The sequence below is a fragment of the Enterobacter sp. 2VL genome (assembly GCF_005503595.1).
In the GTDB taxonomy this organism is placed as follows: Bacteria; Pseudomonadota; Gammaproteobacteria; order Enterobacterales; family Enterobacteriaceae; genus Enterobacter; species Enterobacter cancerogenus.
Genome location: NZ_SCNE01000001.1, coordinates 780,735 through 798,793, shown reverse-complemented (window position 1 = coordinate 798,793; position 18,059 = coordinate 780,735). Strand labels below are relative to the sequence as shown.

The window sequence follows — 18,059 nt, the reverse complement described above, 5'->3', positions numbered from 1 at the left end:
CGGGTGGCGCTGCGCTTACACGACCGACAAAACTGCAGGACCGCGCAAGCGAAACGCCGCCGGGCAAATTAGCGCCCAAAGAGATCGCGTTTTTTAGGCTTGAACGGCTGTGCAATCAGCACCAGCAGCGCAACAACGAAGTAGGCGACAAAAATACCCACCAGCCACTGCGGCATCTCCAGCGTCAGGAACTCCCACTGACGAACGGAGCAGTCACCGGATGCCACAAACACCTGCGGCAGCCATTTATCCAGCGGCAGCCAGCTCGGGAAGCGGGCGGCAAAATCACAGGTCATAAACGGTGATGGGTGCAGCTGCATCACGGTGTGCTGCCAGGAAAGCTCAATCCCTTTCCAGGCACTGTACAGCCAGATGGCGATCCCGACATAGCGCAGCGGCGTTTTCGGGGCAATCGCACCCACCAGGCCTGCGCCCATAATGCCGAACAGTGCGCAGCGTTCGTAGATGCACAGCACGCAGGGTTTAAGCCCCATGACGTGCTGGAACCACAGCGCGACCATTTCCAGCGCAAAGGCGGTCAGGGCCATCAGTAACCACGCTCCGCGACCGCGAGAGCACTGGTTTAAAAATCTCAACATAATCATTTCCCTGGGACATGCTTAGAAAGCGCAGTGTAAACGAATTCGTTTCATGCGCCACCTGTACCTGACGAAATAAAACGTAATTGGATGTTTATCATGCGAAAAGGTAAACGGGCAGCGCGCTGCCCGTTAAAACCTGCTTAGTGCGCGGCCAGTATACCCGCTTGTATTAACCACTGCGTATAGGGAATGAGGGTAATTTTGACGCACAGCAACCCGACAAGCGTCAGCACCAGCGTGTAAGGCAGCGCCATCCACACCATTCGGCCATACGAAAGTCGTATGAGTGGCGCGAGGGCGGAGGTCAGCAGGAACAGGAAAGCGGCCTGCCCGTTAGGGGTTGCTACCGACGGCAGGTTGGTGCCGGTATTGATGGCTACGGCCAGCAGCTCGAACTGCTCAGCGTTGATGGCCCCGTGTTGCAGCGCCGCTTTTGCCTCGTTGATATACACCGTCCCGACAAACACGTTATCGGAGATGGACGAGAGTAGCCCGTTGAACAGGTAGAACAAGGTCAATTGCGCATCCGCTTCTGCCCTCAGAACGTAGGCGATAATCGGGGAGAACAATTCCTGATCGATAATCACCGCCACGACCGCAAAAAATACGGTCAGCAGGGCGGTGAACGGCAGTGCCTCGGTAAAGGCTTTGCCGATAGCATGCTCGTCAGTGACGCCGGTGAAGGTGGTCGCCAGAATAATCACCGATAAACCAATTAAGCCGACTTCCGCGAGATGGAACGCCAGCGCGGCGATAAGCCAAAGGCCGATAATCCCTTGTGCTACCAGGCGCAATTTATCCTGACGCGTGCGCTGGCTGCGGCTTTGCTGGTCAAATTTTTGCAGCTCGCGGCGTACCGGTTCAGGAAGCTGGGCGCCATAGCCAAAGACGCGGAATTTCTCCAGCAGTATGCAGGTGACAAAACCGCAGACCAGCACCGGGACGCTTACCGGGGCCATTCGCAGGAAGAATTCGCTGAAATTCCAGCCCGCCGCCTTGGCGATAATCAGGTTTTGCGGTTCGCCCACCATGGTCATCACGCCGCCTAATGCTGTCCCGACGCCCGCGTGCATCATCAGGCTGCGCAGAAACGCGCGGAACTGCTCCAGCACTTCGCGCTTCTGGGCATCGACGTCGCTGTCATCGTGCAGGTCGCCTTCCGGTTGTGAAGACGCCACGCGGTGATAAATACCGTAGAAGCCAACGGCGACGCTAATCACCACCGCGACGACCGTCAGTGCATCCAGGAAGGCGGACAGGAAGGCCGCCGCGAAGCAAAAGGCCAGCGAAAGGATTGTTTTGGAGGAGATGCTTAACAGCAGTCGGGTGAAAATAAACAGCAGAAGCTGTTTCATAAAGTAGATCCCGGCCACCATAAACATCAGCAGGAGGAGCACCTCCAGGTTTGATGCGAGCTCTTCTTTAACGTGTTCAGCGCTGGTCATGCCGATGATGACGGCTTCAAACGCCAGCAGGCCACCCGGCAGAAGCGGATAGCATTTCAGCGCCATCGCCAGAGTGAAAATGAACTCGGCCACCAGCAACCACCCGGCTGCGAACGGGTCTACCAGAAAAACGACAGGATTAACAATCAGAAATACCAGCAGCGTGAGTTTGTACCAGTCAGGCGACTGGCCTAAAAAATTGCGCCACAACGCGCGGCCATAAGAGATTTCCACGACAGACGTCCTTCCCCGTCAATTAAGATAAGTGACCAGTATACGCATAATTAGTCTGAAAGGCGGCGTAAAGAGGGGAATGTAAATTTCATTAAAATGAAACGGCGATCCCTCTTTTCTCACTTTGACGCGCTATCTGCCTCTGTACGCCTCTGGTATGATGAGTGCAATTTGCTAAAGCTGTGTAATGGAAATCTTACTATGGTCATTAAGGCGCAGAGCCCGGCGGGTTTCGCGGAAGAGTACATCATTGAAAGCATCTGGAATAATCGTTTCCCTGCGGGGTCCATTCTACCTGCTGAACGCGAACTCTCTGAACTGATTGGCGTCACCCGCACCACGCTGCGAGAAGTGCTTCAGCGCCTGGCGCGCGATGGCTGGTTGACAATTCAGCACGGTAAACCCACCAAAGTGAATAACTTCTGGGAAACGTCCGGGCTGAATATCCTTGAAACGCTGGCGCGTCTCGACCACGAAAGCGTTCCGCAGCTGATTGATAATTTGCTTTCCGTGCGTACCAACATCGCCACCATCTTTATTCGGACCGCGTTCCGTCAGCATCCTGAAGACGCGCTTGCGGTACTCGCCAGCGCTAACGCGGTGGAAGACCACGCCGATGCCTTTGCGACGCTCGACTACAACATCTTCCGCGGCCTGGCGTTTGCCTCCGGTAACCCAATCTATGGGTTGATCCTCAACGGCATGAAAGGGCTGTATACCCGCATTGGTCGTCACTACTTTGCGAACCCAGAAGCGCGCAGCCTGGCGCTCGGTTTTTATCACAAGCTGAGCGAGTTGTGTTCTACCGCGCAGCACGACCAGGTCTATGAGACGGTGCGTCGTTATGGCCGGGATTCCGGGGAGATCTGGCACCGTATGCAGAAAACCCTGCCGGGTGATTTAGCGATTCAGTCGCGCTAAAAGAAAAACCTCTCAGATGAGAGGTTTTTTTTCGTCGGGTGGCGGCTTCGCCTGACCCGACCTGTGGGGTTTGCAGGCCCGGTAAGCGCAGCGCCACCGGCAAAAAGGCTGCATCAGAGCGTATTCAACCGCGTCGGGCAGCGTTCCAGCAGTTCCACGCTGCCATCTTCATTCTGCTGCTCCATTATGACGTCGAATCCCCACAGGCGATGCACATGCTTCAGCACCTCTTTACGCCCTTTATCCAGTGGCGCGCGGTTATGCGGGATGTAGCGCAGCGTCAGGGAGCGATCACCGCGAAGATCCACGTTCCAGACCTGAATGTTCGGCTCCAGGTTGCTCAGGTTGTACTGAGAGGAGAGGCGCGAGCGGATCTCGCGGTAGCCCTCTTCGTTGTGGATCGCCGAAATCTCGAGGTAGTTATTTCTGTCGTCATCCAGCACGGTAAAGAAGCGGAAGTCGCGCATAATCTTCGGTGACATGAACTGGCTGATGAAGCTCTCGTCCTTAAAGTCGCGCATCGCAAAATGCAGCGTCTCCAGCCAGTCAGACCCGGCGATATCCGGGAACCAGTATTTATCTTCTTCCGTTGGCGACTGGCAGATGCGTTTAATATCCTGGAACATCGCAAAACCGAGCGCATACGGGTTGATCCCGCTGTACCACGGGCTGTTGTAAGCAGGCTGGAACACCACGTTGGTGTGGCTGTGCAGGAACTCCATCATAAACCGCTCGGTGACTTTGCCTTCGTCATACAGATGGTTAAGGATGGTGTAGTGCCAGAACGTCGCCCAGCCTTCGTTCATCACCTGCGTCTGCTTTTGCGGATAGAAATACTGGCTCACCTTGCGCACAATGCGCAGGATCTCACGCTGCCACGGCTCCAGCAGCGGGGCGTTTTTCTCCATAAAGTACAGCAGGTTTTCCTGCGGCTCAGAAGGGTAGCGCCGCGCCTCGGCCACGGTTTTCTCCTCCTCACGCTTCGGCAGCGTGCGCCACAGCATATTCACCTGGCTTTGCAGATACTCCTCGCGGCTTTTCTGCCGGGCTTTCTCCTCCTGCAACGAGATTTTTTGCGGACGCTTGTAGCGGTCGACGCCGTAGTTCATCAGCGCATGGCAGGAGTCGAGGAGTTTTTCTACCTCATCCACGCCGTAACGCTCCTCGCAGTCAGTAATGTATTTGCGGGCAAAGATCAGGTAATCGACGATCGAACTGGCATCCGTCCAGCTGCGGAACAGGTAGTTATTCTTGAAGAAGGAGTTATGCCCGTAGCAGGCATGCGCCATCACCAGCGCCTGCATGGTAATGGTGTTCTCTTCCATCAAATAGGCGATACACGGGTTGGAGTTAATGACGATCTCATACGCGAGCCCCTGCTGACCGTGTTTGTAGAGCCGCTCGGTTTCAATGAACTTTTTACCGAACGACCAGTGAGGATAATTGATTGGCATCCCGACGCTGGAGTAAGCATCCATCATCTGTTCGGACGTAATGACTTCAATCTGATGCGGATAGGTGTCCAGACGATAGAGTTTCGCTACCCGGTCTATCTCGGCGAGGTAGACATCCAGCAGCTCGAAGGTCCAGTCGGGTCCATCGCTGAGACGTGTGCTGTTCCTGGACATGGAATCAATAGTAGCCATTAGCGCGCCCTCATTGTTGGTGCTCTCTCTGGCTGGAGAGCCTCCTTTCAAGCATAGATCACCGTGTTAAAAAGCGTGCTGATGGAGAAATTTTTTCTTTGCGATTTCTTCTTTTCAATAAGGTAAAAAATGCGGCCCTTGCAGCATTTTATGCTGGTTAAAAATAGCGCGCAGCAGGAGATCCCAAATAAGCGCCATCCCCACGGGCAGGGGAAGATGTGAGGCAAGTCACCATAAAAAAGTCGTATGTTGAATAATATTTTCAACTAGGTTATCAATCTGTAATCAGATGATTGTTCTTTTGCACATAATGGAGTGGCTATGCGTGTTGTCATACTGGGAAGTGGTGTGGTTGGCGTAACCAGCGCCTGGTATTTAAGTCAGGCAGGGCATGAGGTTACGGTTATCGATCGTGAATCCGGCCCGGCCCTGGAGACCAGCGCGGCGAACGCCGGCCAAATCTCCCCGGGCTATGCGGCACCGTGGGCAGCACCCGGCGTCCCGCTGAAGGCGATTAAATGGATGTTCCAGCGCCACGCGCCGCTGGCGATCGGCCTTGACGGCACGCCGTTCCAGCTCAAGTGGATGTGGCAGATGCTGCGCAACTGCGACACGCGCCACTACATGGAAAACAAAGGGCGTATGGTGCGCCTGGCAGAATACAGCCGTGACTGCCTGAAAGCTTTACGCGCCTCGACCGGCATTGAGTACGAAGGGCGGCAGGGCGGCACGCTGCAGCTGTTCCGCACCGCGCAGCAGTATGAAAACGCCACCCGCGATATCGCCGTGCTGGAAGACGCGGGCGTACCTTATCAGCTGCTGGAGGCCAGCCAGCTGGGGCAGGTCGAGCCTGCCCTGGCGGAAGTGGCGCACAAGCTTACGGGCGGGTTACGTCTGCCAAACGACGAAACCGGGGACTGCCAGCTCTTTACCCAGCGTCTGGCGCAGATGTGCGAGCAGGCAGGGGTGACATTCCGCTTTAATACGTCGGTCGATAAGCTGTTGTCGGAAGGCGAAAAAATTTACGGCGTGAAGTGCGGCGACGAGGTGATTAAAGCGGATGCCTACGTCATGGCGTTTGGTTCCTACTCCACCGCGATGCTCAAGGGCATTCTCGACATTCCTGTTTACCCGCTTAAAGGCTACTCCCTGACCATTCCGGTGAAAGAGGACAGCGGCGCGCCGGTCTCTACCATTCTTGATGAAACCTACAAAATCGCCATCACCCGCTTTGATAACCGGATCCGCGTCGGCGGCATGGCGGAAATTGTGGGCTTTAATACCGAGCTGCTTAAACCGCGTCGTGAAACGCTGGAGATGGTGGTCGGCGATCTCTTCCCGCGCGGCGGGTTTATTGAACAGGCGACCTTCTGGACCGGTCTGCGCCCTATGACGCCGGACGGCACGCCGATTGTGGGTCGTACGCCTTATAAAAACCTGTGGACCAACACCGGGCACGGAACGCTGGGCTGGACGATGGCCTGCGGATCGGGCCAGCTGTTGAGCGACCTGCTTTCTGGCCGCACCCCGGCGATTCCGTTTGACGACCTGAGTGTGGCACGCTATCAATCAGGGTTTACCCCATCGCGTCCACAGCATCTTCACGGCGCGCATCAATAAGGAGTTGCCATGTCACGTCCTGTTCTGGCGCAGCTCGATTTGCAGGCCCTGAAGGATAACCTGCAAATTGTCCGTCGTGCTGCGCCGGGTTCACGCGTCTGGTCGGTTGTCAAAGCGAACGCCTACGGGCACGGTATTGACCGTATCTGGGGCGCGCTTGGCGCGACCGACGGCTTTGCCTTACTGAACCTTGATGAGGCCATTCTTCTTCGCGAACGCGGCTGGAAGGGGCCAATTTTACTGCTGGAAGGTTTTTTCCACGCCGACGATCTGCCCCTGCTGGATAAATACCGCCTGACCACCAGCCTCCACAGCAACTGGCAGATCAAAGCCCTGCAGGATGCGAAGCTGCATGCTCCGCTGGATATCTATCTTAAGGTAAACAGCGGCATGAACCGCCTGGGCTTCCAGCCTGAGCGCGTACACACGGTCTGGCAGCAGCTGCGTAATCTGAAAAACGTTGGCGAAATGACGCTAATGGCGCACTTTGCCGACGCCGAAAAACCGGACGGCATTGCTGATGCGATGGTGCGCGTTGAGCAGGCGGCGGAAGGGCTGGATTGCCCGCGCTCCCTGTCAAACTCGGCGGCGACGCTCTGGCATCCTGAAGCGCATTTCGACTGGGTTCGCCCGGGCATTATCCTCTACGGTGCTTCACCGTCCGGCCAGTGGCAGGATATTGCCAACAGTGGCCTTAAGCCGGTCATGACGCTGCGCAGTGAAATCATCGGTGTTCAGACGCTGAAAGCGGGCGATACCGTAGGCTACGGCAGCCGATACCGTGCGACGGGGGAGCAGCGTATCGGGATTGTCGCGTGCGGCTATGCCGACGGTTACCCGCGCATTGCCCCCAGCGGTACGCCCGTGTGGGTGGATGGCGTGCGCACCGGAACCGTTGGCACGGTCTCGATGGATATGATGGCGATTGACTTAACGCCTTGCCCGCAGGCAGGCATTGGAACCCCGGTTGAGCTGTGGGGTAACGAGGTCAAAATCGACGATGTTGCCTCTGCGGCGGGCACCGTGGGCTATGAGCTGATGTGTGCGTTAGCGCCGCGCGTACCGGTTGTGACGCTGTAACCTTCCACGTTGTAACAGGCCGGGTGAGGTGAAGGCATCACCCGGCAAATCCTTACTCCGATTCTTCTTCCATCGGCCTGACGCCGACCTTGCGTACCGCGTTATCCTCTTTCTCTGCCACCGTCCAGATCATGCCGGCGAATTCCACCTGGTCACCGACCACCGGCGCTGCGCCCAGCAGTTTCTGGATAATGTCCCCGAGCGTCTGCTGGTTGTCGCGATTTTCCAGCCCGTCTTCCAGGCCGTAAATCAGCGCAACATCGGCAAACCGGGCGCTGGCTTCAAGAATAAAATCGCCGAAGAAGCGCTGGTCGAGCGCAACGGGCGGCGACTGGCTAAACAGCTTGCCGAGAGCGGGGAGATCGCGCTCGCGACCAATCACGCAGAGAATATCGCCCTCACGCAGGCGCGTGCTGCCCGTGGGGTGGAGCAGGACGTTGTCGCGGAACATGGCAGCAATGCGCGTTTCGGAGGGCATATGCAGATCGCGCAGCGAGGCCCCGACGCACCATTTGTCGGCGCTGAGCTGATAGACAAACTGCTCCCACGGATTTTCCGGATGAAGATCCAGCCCGACGCGGGACACCGGCCAGCCGACCGGCGGCACCACCACTTTGGCCCTTTTCGCCGCCCATCCCAGCGAGGTACCCTGGAACAGCAGCGACACCAGCACGACGAAGAAGGCGACGTTGAAGAACAGCCGCGCGTTATCCAGGCCTGCCATCATCGGGAACACGGCGAGGATAATCGGCACCGCGCCGCGCAGACCGACCCAGCTGATAAAGATCCGCTCGCGCAGGTTAAACCCGCGAAACGGCAGCAGGCCGGCAAACACCGACAGCGGGCGCGCGAAGAAGATCATCCAGGCCGACAGGAGCAGGGCCGGAACGGCAATCGGCAGCAGGTCCGACGGCGTCACCAGCAGACCAAGCACCAGGAACATGCCGATTTGCGCCAGCCACGCCAGACCGTCAAAGTTCTGCAAAATGGCATAGCGGTTGCGGATGGGGCGGTTGCCGAGTAAAAAGCCGCACAGGTACACGGCGAGGATCCCGCTTCCGTCCAGCGCCGTCGTCACGGCAAATATCAGAATGCCGCCGCTCAGCGCCAGCAGCGGGTAAAGGCCCGCCGGGAGCGAAATGCGATTAATCATCTGCTGCAGGAGATAACCTCCGGCCAGGCCGAGGATGATCCCAAGACCGAACTGCTGAATGATATGCCAGGCAAACATCCAGCTCAGGCTGCTCTCATGCTGCTGGATCATCTCAATCAGCGTGATGGTGAGAAACACCGCCATCGGGTCGTTGCTGCCGGATTCAATCTCAAGCGTGGAGCCGACGCGTTCGTTAAGCCCCTTACCGCCGAGCAGCGAAAATACGGCTGCCGCATCGGTGGAACCGACAATAGCGCCAATCAGCAGCCCTTCCATCATGTTCAGGTGAAACAGCCATGCCGCCATCATCCCGGTTAAGCCGGAGGTGATCAGCACGCCAACGGTCGCCAGCGACAGCGCCGGGCCTAACGCAACGCGAAACGAACTGGCCTGGGTACGCATCCCGCCGTCAAGCAGGATCACCGCCAGGGCCAGGTTGCTCACCATGTAGGCGAAAGGGTAGTTATCGAATGGAATACCGCCGATGCCATCGATGCCAGCCAGCATGCCGATGGCAAGAAAAATAACAAGAATAGGTATGCCAAGACGCGATGAAAATGAACTCAATAAAATACTGCAGGTTACAAGGACCGAACCCAGAATGAAAAGGCTGATTATCGCTGTGGCATCCAATGTTCTCTTACTCCCACCTCAATGTTGTTGTCTCTGTTAAAACCCTAACATATTAACGGCAGAGACAACGTTTAATTAAGGCGGTATCACCGCTTTTTTATGCTTTTATAACCGGATGGCCACCCATTGTTAACTGACTGCCCGAATCTTCATGAATCAACTGCGCGTGCGCCCCCAGCGGCAGGGTGACCGTCTGCTGTTCGTGGCCAAACGGAAGACCGGTGATCACCGGAATATCCAGCCGCGAACGGATAAAGTCGACCATGGTTTCAAGCGTATAGCCCGCATCGTAATCATTGGGCTGTGCGCCGCTAAAACTGCCCAACACGATAGCGGACTGGCGGGCAAGAATTCCGGCATGATAAAGCTGCAATAACATGCGCTCGACGCGGAACGGATGCTCGTTAATATCCTCCAGCACCAGAATGCCATCTTCGATCTGCGGCAGCCACGGGGTGCCAATCAGCGACACTAACATGGCCAGGTTGCCGCCCCACAGCTGACCCTCGCACGACCAGTGCGGCCCGTTACCCTGCCACTCCACGCTGAAGGTGGGGTTTTCCAGCGCCCGCCAGAAGTGCTCCTGGGTGTAAGCATCAAGTTCCGGCGCGCCAAAATTACCGGCCAGCATCGGGCCGCTAAAGGTGACGACGTTATGCAGGGCAAGCAGGCCAAGCTGGATCGCCGTGAAATCGCTGTGGCCGCAAATCAGCAGCGGATCCTGCTGCTGGCGTTTGGCCAGCCCCGCCCAGTCGATGCTCTCCAGCAACCGGCTCGCACCGTAACCGCCGCGCACCGCCAGCACGATGTTATTGCTGCCACGCAGGTTCACCAGGCCGTTGATATCGTTCAGCCTTTGCGCCTCGGTGCCGGCGAAACGCTGCGACCGACGGGGGATAATTGTCTGATTTTCTACCCGATAGCCGGATTCCAGTAAGCGCTGAACCCCGCGCTGTGCCGCGTCCTGGTTGATGCAGTAGCCGGAAGGGGCAATGAGATGAAACTGTGGCATGGCAATTCCTTGCTGAATGAGACGCTAATTGTCTATATGATGCCGCTTATCCGCTGCCCGCTTCAAGGGGCAGCGTAACCGCGAAGACCGGCTATAAGGATAGAAGACGTGAAATTGAGATGGTTTGCTTTTTTGATTGTGTTGCTTGCTGGCTGTAGTTCAAAACATGACTATCAAAATCCACCCTGGAACCCTGAAGTGCCCGTGAAACGGGCGATGCAGTGGATGCCGATCAGCGAACAAGCCGGTAAGGCATGGGGCGTCAGCCCGCGCCTGGTCACGGCGATTATTGCAGTAGAATCCGGCGGGAATCCGACGCTGGTCAGTAAATCGAATGCGGTTGGGCTGATGCAGCTGAAGGCCTCTACGGCCGGGCGAGAAGTGTATCGCTATATGGGCTGGAGCGGTCAGCCATCAACCAGCGAGCTGAAAAACCCGGAGCGTAATATCTCCATGGGGACAGCTTATCTGAGCATTCTGGAACACGGCATACTGAAAGGTATTGAGGATCCGGAAGTGATGCAGTATGCGCTGGTGGTGTCGTACGTTAACGGCGCGGGCGCGCTGCTCAGAACCTTCTCCTCCGATCGCAAAGAAGCCATTGAAGAGATCAACGACATGGATAAAGACGAGTTCTTTGAACATGTGGTGAAAAACCATCCGGCCCCGCAGGCGCCGCGTTATATCTGGAAAGTTCAGAAAGCGATGGATGCCATGTAAGACGAGTGTCGGGCGGCGCTGCTGCCCGACGCGTGTTACAACACTTTATTTGCCCGCTCCCGCGCTTCGCGCTCCAGGGAGAAGATAATGCGCTGCAATTCACGTTCCGCCCCCGGGCCAACGTTGAGAAAGCGAAAGCTCAGACGCGGCGTGCTCACGGTTTCGTTTTTACTGTCTACCACCGTCCGCTCGCCGATCGCAATTAACTGCGCATCAAACCAGAAACGGCCCCAGCCGCCCATATCCAGCTCAATCTGCGAGAAACGCATCCCTTCGACCAGCCCGTCAGGCGCAGGGGTATCCATCAACGCGCCCATGCCGCCCAGCGACAGATCGAACAGACGAAAGCGGAACTCTTTTTTGTCCGGCATTTTGGCTTTGCAAAAATAGGCGGGATGGAGCGGGGCGTGGATACGAAAGTATTCCCGGCGCTGCACAAACCAGAGGTTATCCGGAATCGAAGAGACAAACGCGGGCAGGCCCTGATACTCGCTCAGCTCAAGACGCGGTAAAACAAACTCCACCTTCGCGCCCTGGGTTTCAGCCAGCACCGAGACGTTTTCCGCGCGCAGTGCGGCACGGTTCTCGTACTCCTGGCTGCCCAGATCGACCACAAGGCGTTCTGCCGACGCGTCCAGAATATTGCTGATGAACTGACCGGAAGGCCAGCTGATGCGCAGCGGTACCTTTCCTTTTTGCAGGTCGCGTAATATCCCTAACACAGCCAGCGGATTTTGTTTCAGGAACTGCTCACTGTAATTACTCACGCCAGATGGCTCCTCGATGTGTGACAGACTGTCTGTGGGTTATCGGCAGCCTGGGGTGAAACTTAATACAAACCGATGAGATTTTTTCACTGCAAGGGCAATTTAAGTCGGTGAGATGAAAACGGTTTTATGACGGTGACCTATAATCAGGATAGCTGCGCGGAGGGTTTTCTGCGCGTGCGTTAAACCTGAAAGAGGGTATCGCTATGGGTATCATCGCCTGGATTATTTTTGGTCTTATTGCCGGTGCAATCGCTAAGCTGCTCATGCCGGGTAACGATGGTGGCGGCTTTATTCTGACCTGCGTGCTCGGGGTCATCGGCGCGGTTGTGGGCGGTTGGCTGGCGACGATGTTTGGCCTCGGTGGCAGCATCAGCGGTTTCAACCTGCACAGTTTCCTGGTGGCCGTCGTGGGCGCGATTGTCGTGCTCGTGGTCTTCAGATTGCTCAGACGGGCATAATCCTGCTAAACACGGCTCTCTTCGGAGGGCCGTTTTTTTTGCGGCTATCTTGATTTGCAAATTGAAATGATAATAATTGTCGTTCCTAATATCATTTATAATAATGAACACAATATGAACACCTCACGTTTCGCGTTTTGTGCGTTGGCAGGAGCCGTAGCGCTGGCATTGCAGGGACCGGCATTTGCCGAAGAGTCAACGATAGTCGTGACCGGGACAGAAGAGGGAAGTTCCCTTCCGGCCTGGACCAACAGTGCGACCAAATCTGCGGTCGCCGAAAGCAAAACGCCGCAGGTGATTAACACCCTTTCCGCTGAGGAGATCGCGCAGCGTCATGCCAACTCGGTAAACGAAATCCTGCGCTATGCCCCGGGCGTGTCGACTGAAGTGCGCGGAAACACCTCGTACATGAGCGAATACAAGATCCGCGGCTTTACGGTTGAGCAGGAGTTTTATAATGGCCTGCAGCTGCCGTACAACGTGACCGGGAATACCAAGGCACGCATCGACCCCCTGTTGATTGAGAGCGTCGACATTCTCAAAGGCCCCTCATCCGTGCTTTACGGCGGCGGATCGCCGGGCGGGCTGATGAATATCCAGAGCAAAAAACCGCAGAAAGCGGCGAAAACCGAGCTGGGTTTCAACACCGGAAACCGCAACCTGAAAGAGGGCTACCTTGACTCGACCGGGCAAATCGCCGACAGCGACTGGAACTACCGTCTGCTGGGCAAAGCCACGGAAAACGATGACCAGCCGCACACCACGCGCTATGAAAACTATCTGGTCGCCCCTTCCGTCACCTGGCAGCCCGACAGCAAAACGCGCCTTACGCTGGATGCGATCGCGCAAAATACCCCGAGCCTGTCACCTTCTAACCCGCTGCCGCTGTCGTTCCTGCGCTCGAAATACGCCGATCGCCGGGCCTATGCGGGTGATGAATGGGCGGGATTCAAACAGCGCCAGTGGATGCTGGGCTACAGTTTCGAACATGAGTTTGACAGCGGCTGGGGGTTCAACCAGAAAGCCCGCTACTTTGACGTCGACACCCATCAGCGCAGCGTCTACGCCACGGGCACCGGCAGCGAAGTTTATCAACTCAACCGCTTCGCCTATACCACGGACGAAGATCTGCAAAGTTTTAACATCGATAACCAGGTAACCAAAACCGTTGCCCTTGGCGAGTGGAAACATCACCTGCTGGCGGGCTTTGACTACCAGAAGCTGAACTCACATTTCCACTATCGTTACGCCTCGGCAACGCCGGGCATCGACATGCGCAACCCTGACTACGCGCAGATCGATCAGAATGCGCTGGGGCTGTATACCGCGCAGAAAAACCGCCTGAGTTATCAGCAGAACGGCTATTACCTGCAGGACCAGGTGGAATTTGGCGGGTTAAATCTGCTCGGCAGCCTGCGCTATGACGACTACCGGTCGGTCAATACCAACTACATGCAAAACGGCGACAAGGCCTGGGTATCGCAGGACCGCGTCACCAAACGTCTGGGTGCGCTTTACGCCTTTGAAAACGGTCTCTCGCCGTTCGTCAGCTATTCGGAAGGCTTTGCGCCGGTGTCGCCGCAGGGCACGCTCCTGGCCAAAGACGTTAAGCCGACCACCAGTAAGCAGGTGGAAGGCGGGGTGAAATACCTTCTGGCAGAATATGCCACCACCTTTACTGCCTCGGTGTTTAACATCCGTCAGAAAAATGTCGTCACCAGCGATCCGGGCTTCCTGAACTATCGCCAGACCGGTGAAATGGAATCGAAGGGGGCGGAGGTGTCCGCCATCAGCCGTCCGACGGATAACCTGACGCTGATTGCCAACTATGCCTACACCCATGCCATCAATACCGAAGATGATAAATTCCAGGGCAAACGTCCGACGCAGGTTCCGGAGAATGCGTTCAATCTGTGGGGGGATTACACCCTCGACAGTTCGCCGCTGAGAGGGCTGACGCTGGGGGCCGGGGCACGCTATACCGGACCGATGGAAATCTCCCAGAGTAACGATGCGGGCAAACTGGGGGGCACCACGCAGTACGATCTTGCCGCGTCGTATCGCATGGGTGAAGCGTTCCCGTCGCTGGCGGGGTTAACCCTGAAAGCCAGCGCGCAAAACATTACCAATAAAGAGACCTTAACCTGCTACGACGCGACCAACTGCTGGATTGGCCGTGACCGTACCTGGCAGGTAGGGGCAAGCTACAGCTTCTGAAAAAAGCCCGGTGGCGTGAGGGCGCTTCCCGGGCCAACAGATTCAACGTAGGCCGGGTCAGGCGTAGCCGCCACCCGGCAATGCTCACTTACTGTGCGGACGCCTTCACCGGCGTCCCCTCATCATTTGCCGCAGGGCGATTCTCCGGCACGCTATCGCAAGGCTTCTCTTTCGGACACACCAGATCCAGCATCTTCAGCGTCACGCCGTTGCTCCAGCCAAAGCCGTCCTGCAGCGGATATTCCCCGCCGCCGCCGCCCGTGCCGGTAGAGGAGACATCATACTTCTCGACCAGCTTCTGCTCACGATCGTAGGTGTGCTGCACGTTTTTCAGGAAGCGCCAGGTCACGTCCATCGCCACCTTATCTTGGCCGTAGTTCTGTAAACCTTCAACGGCAACCCACTGGAGTGGCGCCCAGCCGTTCGGCGCGTCCCACTGCTGGCCGCTGTTGATGGTAGTGGTGGAGATGCCGCCCGGTTTCAGCAGGCGCGATGAGGCCGCTGCTGCAACCTTGTCGGCGCGATCCTGTGCTGCGGCTTTAACATACAGCGGGAAGAGCGCTGCCGCCGTTAGCTGATTACGGACCTTTTTGGTTTTCAGATCGTAATCCGCGTACCACCCCTCTTTTTCATTCCAGAGGTGGCTTTCCATCGCTTTTTGCCGGGCGTTAGCCAGGGCGTCATATTTGCTGGCGCCGGCGGTATCGCCGTCCTCCTGGCTTGCCCGGGCCAGCAGTTTTTCCATTTTGAACATCAGTGCGTTCAGGTCAACCGGCACAATGCTGGTGGTGCGGATGGTGCCAAGCTTTTTCGGATCGTCCATCCAGCGGGAGCTGAAATCCCAGCCTGAGGCGGCGGCAGAACGCAGATCGCGGTAAATCTCGGTGGCCGGGCGGTCAGGATTGTTTTTGGCGGTGGTCACGTCATCCAGCCAGGATTCCGGGCGTGGCGTATCGTTATCGTCCCAGTAACGGTTGAGGATCGCCCCGTCATCCAGTTTTACCACCCGCTTGTTGGCGCTGCCCGGCTGCAGGGCATCAACACCCTCCATCCAGTAGGCATACTCTTTTTCCATCTGTGGGCGATATTTCTTCAGCGCGTCGCTGTCATGGGTCGCCAGCAGTTCAACCATCAATGAGAAGAACGGCGGCTGGGAGCGGCTCAGATAGTAGCTGCGGTTGCCGTTCGGAATATGCCCCCATGTGTCGATTTCGTAAGCGAAATTGTCCACCATGTCGCTGATTTTGTCCCAGTGGCCGCTCTCCGCCAGGCCAAGCATGGTGAAATAGCTGTCCCAGTAGTAAACCTCACGGAAACGTCCGCCGGGCACGACGTAGGGCTTTGGCAGCGGGAGAAGGGAATCCCATTGACTGGCCTTATCGGTGGTGCGGGTCAGCACCGACCACAGGCCATCAATGTGCTCACGTAAATTTTGACCAGCAGGCGGAACATACTTTTCACCTTCCGTCGGCAGGGTAAAGTTCATCTCCACAAAGTGGCGCAGATCGAACCCGGACTGGGTGTGTTGCATCCGGTAGTCCGCCAGGATCATCAGCGGGTCGCTTTTTGGCACCGCATCGGCAAAGGTCTTTTGATCGGGGAACAGTTTTGCGCTTTGCACATCGTTAAAAAGGGGGCCAAGCATGACATCGGGGGAGCTTTTCTCATTTGTGGTTTGCTCCTCTGCATAGCCGCTCACGGTAAAACCGAGTAGCGCGGCGCCCAATGTCAGGGGTAAAAGCGCAGGGTGTAAAGTACGAGGTCTTATCATCGGTGCATCTCCTGTATTCGCTGTGCAGCGTGTCCACTGCCGTCAATCACTTGAAAACCTTAGACGAATATTGCCCGCTTCGCGTGTTGGATATCCCATTTTTCGCACAACCAGACAATTTACCGCACCGTTCAGCCCGGCCCGGGCGTTCAAATATTTAATTGATGAATAGATAATTATTATATATAGGTTTATTTACTCATATACAAAAGAGTACGAAATATAAATAAGACTTATAGTCATTAATGCAGATAATAATGTGAGTTGACGGGCTTTTTCACCGTTAATAAGGCCGGAAACGCTCAGTGACGATCACATAAACTAAAAATCATAATAACAAAACCAAAAAACATAATAGCGTGGTCAGGGTTATTTGTCCGAAATGTGAAGGCTCAACCTTTTGGGTATTCACTTTTATTATCAGGATGGATTCTATGAGATTAAAAAAACGGGTTATCCTCATGGGCGCGCTTTATTCAGGCTCATTGTTCGCGGCGCAGCCGACAGCAAGTATTGAAGACAAACTGGCGCAGCTGGAAGCGCAAATTCAGGAGCTTAAGCAACAGCAGCAGGCGGCGGCATCCCAGGCCAACCGCGTTGTCGTGCAATCCGAAGAACCCGTAAACAAGGCGGAACCGCCAAAACTGACGTTATCTGGCTACGGCGATATTAAATTTTACGGTGACGTCGAACTTAATATGGATGCCGCCAGTAAAACCGGCAGTCTGACCTCTATTAGACGTAGCGCGAATAGTGACTGGGCACCCGGGGATAATGAACGCTGGGATATTAATGGCCGTATTTTACTCGGCTTTGACGGCTACCGGAAAATGGATAACGGAAATTACGCGGGCTTTTCCGTTCAGCCTCTCGGGGATTTAGTGGGGCAAATGTACCTCGATGACGCCGCGTTTTACTTTGGTCATCAAAATGACTGGGAGATAAAAGTCGGGCGTTTTGAAGCCTACGATATGTTCCCGCTCAATCAGGATACCTTCGTTGAATATTCAGGCAACACCGCAGACGATCTCTACAGTGACGGATACGGTTATATCTACATGCTGAAAGAGGGGCGCGGGCGTGCCGACAGCGGCGGTAATTTCATGCTGAGCAAGACCCAGGATAACTGGTATTTCGAGCTCAACACGCTGCTGAAAGACGGCAGCGATCTGTTTGTCGACCAGCGTTATCACGGGGCCGAGCTTGAAAACGATAAAAACGTGGCCTACATCCGCCCGGTTATCGCCTGGCAGAACGGTCCATTCTCAACTGCGATAGCCATGGAATCTAATCTGGTGAATAACGCTTATGGCTATCGCGACAGCAGCGGTCAATGGGTCGATCAATCCGATCGTACCGGTTACGGTTTTACAATGACCTGGGATGGGCTCAAAACGGATGCGGAAAACGGCGTTGTGGTCAACCTCAACACAGCCTACCTTGATGCTGCGGACGAAACAGATTTCACCAGTGCCATCAACGGGCTGTGGCGTAACGTTGAGCTGGGCTACATCTATGCGCACAATGAGATCGACGAATTCAACACCTCAACCTTCGACGCCGAGTGCGAGAACGACTGCTGGATCACCGATCCGGGAGAATATGACATTCATACCATCCATGCGTCATATCTAATCCCTAACGTGATGAAGATGAAGAACTTCAATATCTACCTCGGGGCCTATGCGTCATGGGTGAACGCCAGTCCGAAAGAGGGCGACGCCAATAATGATGAGCGCTACGGCGGTCGCGTTCGCTTCAAATACTACTTCTGATA

Annotated in this window: 14 protein-coding genes; 7 read left to right on the top strand and 7 right to left on the bottom strand. The window is 55.9% G+C overall.

From position 1 onward, the window contains the following. Positions 1 to 68: 68 nt before the first annotated feature. Together dsbB and nhaB are read right to left on the bottom strand one after the other, a co-directional pair. Complete coding sequence (gene dsbB / locus FFS28_RS03690; protein ID WP_088208285.1) at positions 69 to 599, bottom strand: disulfide bond formation protein DsbB; 531 nt, start codon at positions 597 to 599, stop codon at positions 69 to 71. A gap of 143 nt (positions 600 to 742) precedes the next feature. After that, positions 743 to 2,281: a Na(+)/H(+) antiporter NhaB gene (nhaB, locus tag FFS28_RS03685; protein ID WP_137848804.1), complete on the bottom strand. Its 1,539-nt coding sequence runs from the start codon at positions 2,279 to 2,281 to the stop codon at positions 743 to 745. Positions 2,282 to 2,482: 201 nt separating this feature from the next. On the opposite strand from nhaB, the gene fadR reads away from it, so the two are divergent. Then, positions 2,483 to 3,202, top strand: coding sequence for a fatty acid metabolism transcriptional regulator FadR (gene fadR / locus FFS28_RS03680; protein WP_006175945.1), 720 nt, complete (start codon positions 2,483 to 2,485; stop codon positions 3,200 to 3,202). Positions 3,203 to 3,315: 113 nt separating this feature from the next. Here the strand turns inward: fadR and FFS28_RS03675 are convergent, their stop codons facing one another. Continuing rightward, the gene (locus FFS28_RS03675; RefSeq protein WP_006175940.1) at positions 3,316 to 4,848 is read right to left on the bottom strand and encodes a SpoVR family protein; all 1,533 of its coding nucleotides are present in this window, start codon (positions 4,846 to 4,848) and stop codon (positions 3,316 to 3,318) included. A 321-nt stretch (positions 4,849 to 5,169) separates the two neighbouring features. On the opposite strand from FFS28_RS03675, the gene FFS28_RS03670 reads away from it, so the two are divergent. Next, complete coding sequence (locus FFS28_RS03670; protein WP_137848803.1) at positions 5,170 to 6,468, top strand: D-amino acid dehydrogenase; 1,299 nt, start codon at positions 5,170 to 5,172, stop codon at positions 6,466 to 6,468. Positions 6,469 to 6,477: 9 nt separating this feature from the next. Next, entirely contained in the window at positions 6,478 to 7,548 is a 1,071-nt protein-coding gene (dadX, locus tag FFS28_RS03665) for a catabolic alanine racemase DadX (protein ID WP_006175937.1), read from the top strand. Between the two features lie 52 nt (positions 7,549 to 7,600). Here the strand turns inward: dadX and FFS28_RS03660 are convergent, their stop codons facing one another. Both FFS28_RS03660 and ldcA read right to left on the bottom strand, forming a co-directional pair. After that, positions 7,601 to 9,334 (bottom strand): potassium/proton antiporter, encoded by a 1,734-nt coding sequence (locus tag FFS28_RS03660; RefSeq protein WP_101737491.1) that lies wholly within the window; start codon positions 9,332 to 9,334, stop codon positions 7,601 to 7,603. 97 nt (positions 9,335 to 9,431) lie between these two features. Beyond that, the gene (gene ldcA, locus FFS28_RS03655; RefSeq protein ID WP_137848802.1) at positions 9,432 to 10,346 is read right to left on the bottom strand and encodes a muramoyltetrapeptide carboxypeptidase; all 915 of its coding nucleotides are present in this window, start codon (positions 10,344 to 10,346) and stop codon (positions 9,432 to 9,434) included. A gap of 108 nt (positions 10,347 to 10,454) precedes the next feature. Between ldcA and emtA the strand changes: the two genes are divergently transcribed. After that, positions 10,455 to 11,066 (top strand): membrane-bound lytic murein transglycosylase EmtA, encoded by a 612-nt coding sequence (gene emtA / locus FFS28_RS03650; RefSeq protein WP_042320010.1) that lies wholly within the window; start codon positions 10,455 to 10,457, stop codon positions 11,064 to 11,066. 35 nt (positions 11,067 to 11,101) lie between these two features. Here the strand turns inward: emtA and ycgR are convergent, their stop codons facing one another. Beyond that, on the bottom strand, positions 11,102 to 11,833 hold the full coding sequence (gene ycgR / locus FFS28_RS03645) for a flagellar brake protein YcgR (RefSeq protein WP_101737493.1): 732 nt from the start codon (positions 11,831 to 11,833) through the stop codon (positions 11,102 to 11,104). Positions 11,834 to 12,039: 206 nt separating this feature from the next. Here ycgR and FFS28_RS03640 point away from each other — a divergent pair, with 206 nt between their 5' ends. Both FFS28_RS03640 and FFS28_RS03635 read left to right on the top strand, forming a co-directional pair. Beyond that, entirely contained in the window at positions 12,040 to 12,294 is a 255-nt protein-coding gene (locus FFS28_RS03640; protein WP_006175932.1) for a GlsB/YeaQ/YmgE family stress response membrane protein, read from the top strand. Positions 12,295 to 12,408: 114 nt separating this feature from the next. Further along, a complete protein-coding gene (locus FFS28_RS03635; protein WP_137848801.1) occupies positions 12,409 to 14,511 on the top strand; it encodes a TonB-dependent siderophore receptor in 2,103 nt (700 codons plus the stop codon). Between the two features lie 88 nt (positions 14,512 to 14,599). On the opposite strand, the gene FFS28_RS03630 is transcribed toward FFS28_RS03635, so the two are convergent. Further along, positions 14,600 to 16,282, bottom strand: a complete 1,683-nt coding sequence (locus tag FFS28_RS03630; protein ID WP_137848800.1) for an alpha,alpha-trehalase — start codon at positions 16,280 to 16,282, stop codon at positions 14,600 to 14,602. Positions 16,283 to 16,716: 434 nt separating this feature from the next. On the opposite strand from FFS28_RS03630, the gene FFS28_RS03625 reads away from it, so the two are divergent. Next, entirely contained in the window at positions 16,717 to 18,057 is a 1,341-nt protein-coding gene (locus FFS28_RS03625; protein ID WP_137848799.1) for a carbohydrate porin, read from the top strand. The last annotated feature ends 2 nt before the right edge of the window (positions 18,058 to 18,059 follow it).